Raw genomic sequence first — 3,859 nt, forward strand, 5'->3', positions numbered from 1 at the left:
CCGCCGCATCCCTCCGGGGCGGGGCGCGCAGTGCCCGGCGCCGGCGGCGGGCCGGTCACGGCGCAGCAGCCGCCGCGCCCACCGCGCCCCCAGCAGGTCGAACGCGAACAGCACCAGTAGCGCCGCCGCCAGCACCAGCAGCAGCCCCCGCGCCCGCGGTCCCGGCTGCAACGCCGCGCCCACCAGCCCCAGCAGCGCGCCGAGCGCGGTGTGGACGAGCAGCTTCGCCGTCAGGAACGCCGCCACCGGCGCGACCGCGTCCCGCGGCCGCGACCCGCCGGGTGCTCCGCGCACCGCGCCCGTCAACAGCCCCAGCTGCACGGCGGCGCACGTCGTCCCCCCGGCCAGCAGCCCGGCCCCGGCCCCCGACAGCAACAGCGCGGCGGCGTCCATGGCCCCACCTCCGCAGCGGGACCGTCCCCGGAGCCCGCGCGGGCCAAGCCACCCGTTCGGTAACCCGTTGATTACCCTGCGGTGCCACCCAACGGTCGGCGGCGGTCATGGACGCTCAGGCGTCCGGCTCCCCGTCGCTGCTCAGCGCCTCACCGTCCGGGAAGCCGCCGTCCGGGGAGCCCCCGTCCAGGGTCTCGCGCAGCGCCGCGACCCGCTCGTCGAGCCGCTCCACCTCGGCGCGCAGCTCGGCGGGCGCCCGCTTGCCGAGCGCCGCGACCTGCTCCTCCACGGCCGCCAGCCGCTCCGCCACCGCCGGATCCGGACCGGCGGCCGGCTCCGGCGGGCGCTCGCGCAGCAGCGTCGCCTGCTCCCGCAGCATCGCGGCCTGCTCGCGCAGCAGCGCCGTCTGGTCCCGCAACTGCCGGTTCTTGTTGTGCAGCTCGACGAACACCGACACCTTGGCGCGCAGCACCCACGGGTCGAACGGCTTGGAGATGAAGTCCACCGCCCCGGCGGCGTACCCCCGGAAGGCGTAGTCGGGGTCGCTGTTGACCGCCGTCAGGAAGATGATCGGCAGGTCGCGGGTCTTCTTGCGGCGCTTGATGTCGCGCGCGGTCTCGAACCCGTCCATCCCCGGCATGACGACGTCCAGCAGGATCACCGCGTACTCGTCGGTGAGCAGCGCCTTCAGCGCCTCCTCGCCCGAACGGGCCCGGACCAGGTCCTGGTCGAGGGAGGACAGGATCGCCTCCAGCGCGATGAGGTTCTCCTCGCGATCGTCCACGAGCAGGATCTTCGCCTTGTCGTCCACGCCTGCCTCTCTCCGCTTGCGTCCGGTCCGTCGGGCCTCGTCCCCGGCAGGCGTCACCGCACCGCCGAGGGCCGCAACCAGGTCCGCATGACGTCCAGCAGGTGGTCCACGTCCACCGGCTTGGGCACGTAGTCCGACGCGCCGGACGCCAGGCTCTTCTCCCGGTCGCCCTTCATGACCTTGGCGGTGATCACGATGATCGGCAAGTCGGCGAACTGGGGCATCTCCCGGATCGCGGCGGTGGTGGCGTACCCGTCCAGCCCCGGCATCATCACGTCCATCAGCACCAGCGACACGTCCGGGTTGCGGTGCAGCACGTCGATGCCGGCCTGCCCGTCCTCGGCGTACAGCACCTCCATGCCGTACCCCTCCAGCACGCTGGTCAGCGCGAACACGTTCCGCACGTCGTCGTCGACGATCAGCACCTTGCGGCCCGACAGCACGGTGTCCAGGAAGTCGGCGGGCGGCTCGGCGACCAGCCCGGCCAGCGCGGCGCCGTCCTCGGCGGCCCGGTCGTCCGCCGCGGCGACGGACCGTCCGCCGCCCCCGGTGACGACGGGCAGCGGGGGAGTCCCGTTCGACGCCGGCGGGGCCGGGGCGACGGGCTCGTCGGCCATCGGGCGGCGCCGCCCGTCCGACTCGGTGTACTGGGCGGGCAGGTACAGCGTGAACACGCTGCCCCGGCCCGGCTCGCTCTCGGCGTGGATCTCCCCGCCGAGCAGCCGCGCGATGTTCCGGCTGATCGACAGGCCCAGCCCGGTGCCGCCGTAGCGGCGGCTGGTGGTCCCGTCGGCCTGCTGGAACGCCTCGAAGATCACCTGGAGCTTGTCGGCGCTCACCCCGATCCCGGTGTCGATCACCCGGAACGCGACCACGTCGGGGGTGTTCCACAGCGCCGGGAGCGTGAAGTCGGTGTCCCCGGCCCGCTCCACCACGAGCTTCACCTGCCCCTCGGCGGTGAACTTCACCGCGTTGGACAGCAGGTTCCGCAGCACCTGCTGGAGCCGCTGCTCGTCGGTGTACATCACCGCGGGCACGTCCGAGGCGACCTCGGTGTCGAACGCCAGGCCCTTGTCCACCGCCAGCGGCCGGAACGTGGCGTCCACGTACTCCACCAGCGCCGTCGGCGTCAGCCGCTGGGGGTGCAGCTCCATCTTGCCCGCCTCGACCTTGGCCAGGTCGAGGATGTCGTTGATCAGCTCCAGCAGGTCGGTGCCCGAGTCGTGGATGGTGCGGGCGAACTCCACCTGCTTGTCGGTGAGGTTCCCGCCGGGGTTCTCCGACAGCAGCTTGGCCAGCACCAGCAGGCTGTTGAGCGGCGTGCGCAGCTCGTGCGACATGTTCGCCAGGAACTCGCTCTTGTACCGCGAGGAGATCGCCAGCTGCTCGGCGCGCTCCTCCAGGGTGCGGCGGGCCTGCTCGATCTGGAAGTTCTGGATCTCGATGGCGCGGTTCTGCTGGGCCAGCAGCGCCGCCTTCTCCTCCAGCTCGGTGTTGGAGTGGCGCAGCTCGCCCTGCTGGCGCTGCAGCTCGTCGGAGCGCTCCTGGAGCTCCTGGGCCAGCCGCTGGGACTCGGCCAGCAGCGCCTCGGTGCGGGTGTTGGCGCTGATCGCGTTGAGGGTGACCCCGATCGTCTCGATCAGCTGGCTGAAGAACGCCAGATGCACGTCGGTGAACCGGCTGAACGACGCCAGCTCGATCGCGCCCAGCACGGTGTCCTCGAACGTGATCGGCAACACGATGATGTTGACCGGGGACGCCTCGCCCAGCCCGCTGCGGATCTTGAGGTAGTCGGCGGGGGCGTCGGAGATCAGGATGGTGCGGCGCTCGGCGGCGGCCTGCCCGACCAGGCCCTCGCCCGGCCCGAACCGCACGCCGCCGATCCGGCCGCGGCCGACCCCGGACCCGGCGATCAGCTTCAGCTCGGCGTTCTCGCCCACCCCCTCGGCCAGGTAGAACGCCCCGAACTGGGCCCCGGCGGTACGGGTCAGCTCCCCGATGATCAGCTCGGCGACCTGCATCAGGTCGCGGTGGCCCTGCATCAGGCCGCCGATCCGCGCCAGGTTGGTCTTCAGCCAGTCCTGCTCCTCGTTGGCGCGGGTCGTCTCGCGGAGCGTGGCCACCATCAGGTTGACGTTGTCCTTCAGCTCGGCGACCTCGCCGCGCGCCACCACGGTGATCGTGCGGGTCAGGTCGCCGGTGGCCACGGCGCTGGCGACCTCGCCGATCGCGCGGACCTGGGTGGTGAGGTTGGAGGCCAGCTCGTTGACGCTCTCGGTGAGCCGCTTCCAGGTGCCCGACACGCCCTCGACCTCGGCCTGCCCGCCGAGACGGCCCTCCGAGCCCACCTCGCGGGCCACGCGGGTGACCTCCGAGGCGAACGACGACAGCGTGTCCACCATCGTGTTCAGCGTCGTCTTCAGCTCCAGGATCTCGCCCTGGGCGTCCACGTCGATGCGGCGGGTCAGGTCGCCGTGCGCGACGGCCGTGGCGACCTGGGCGATGTTGCGGACCTGGTAGGTCAGGTTGGACGCCATGCCGTTGACGTTGTCGGTGAGGTCCTTCCACATGCCGCCGGCGCCCGGCACGATCGCCTGGCCGCCCAGCCGGCCCTCGGTGCCGACCTCGCGGGCCACGCGGCTGACCTCGTCGGCG

2 protein-coding genes and 1 pseudogene are annotated in these 3,859 nt (G+C 72.5%); all 3 read right to left on the reverse strand.

The genetic code is table 11. The features are described 5' to 3' along the window. A pseudogene (locus AKI01S_RS45395) lies at positions 1–393 on the reverse strand (urease accessory protein UreH domain-containing protein); the annotation flags it as partial. A gap of 115 nt (positions 394–508) precedes the next feature. Then, entirely contained in the window at positions 509–1,204 is a 696-nt protein-coding gene (locus AKI01S_RS45400; protein ID WP_067832491.1) for a response regulator, read from the reverse strand. 53 nt (positions 1,205–1,257) lie between these two features. Next, positions 1,258–3,859 (reverse strand): hybrid sensor histidine kinase/response regulator (locus tag AKI01S_RS45405; protein ID WP_157420608.1); only part of this gene is annotated, 2,602 nt, incomplete at its 5' end.

The organism is Actinomadura kijaniata NBRC 14229 (assembly GCF_001552175.1).
Classification (GTDB): Bacteria; Actinomycetota; Actinomycetes; order Streptosporangiales; family Streptosporangiaceae; genus Spirillospora; species Spirillospora kijaniata.